The sequence below is a fragment of the uncultured Lacinutrix sp. genome, from assembly GCF_947500605.1.
Taxonomy (GTDB): Bacteria; Bacteroidota; Bacteroidia; order Flavobacteriales; family Flavobacteriaceae; genus Lacinutrix.
Map to the genome: position 1 here is coordinate 1 of NZ_CANMSJ010000025.1, position 440 is coordinate 440.

Consider the following 440-nt stretch of genomic DNA (forward strand, 5'->3'; position numbering starts at 1 on the left):
GCTGTTGTGATTTGTGGTGTTGGATTGACAATAAGTACCAAGTCTACAAATGTTGCACAATCGGTTGCTATTGTTGAACTTTCTACACGGATGTAAATAGTTTGTGTATTAACTACAATGTTGTTGTACGGACTTGCTAATGCATTGACATTGTTATCGGCATCAGACATTGTTTCATGGTAAGTTACCGTAAGTCCTGGCGCACCTCCTGTAATTTCTGCTTCGGTATCCGATAGCATAAACTCTCCAAAGCCATCGCTGTCTGGATCACAATATTCTAAATTTGATGGTGTGAAAGCTACTGGTGCTTGCTCCACTACTAAATCTAGTGAAGTGGTATCGTAACATCCTGTGTTTGTATTTTGCACACCTACATAAATAGTTTGCATGTTTGGTACAACGTTAGTATACGGACTCACTAATGGGTTTGCTTGTGCATC

At 39.8% G+C, this 440-nt stretch carries 1 pseudogene; it reads right to left on the bottom strand.

Features of this window, described 5'->3' with window-relative positions:
- A pseudogene (locus Q0935_RS15825) lies at window positions 1-419 on the bottom strand (CUB domain-containing protein); the annotation flags it as partial.
- Window positions 420-440: the final 21 nt, after the last annotated feature.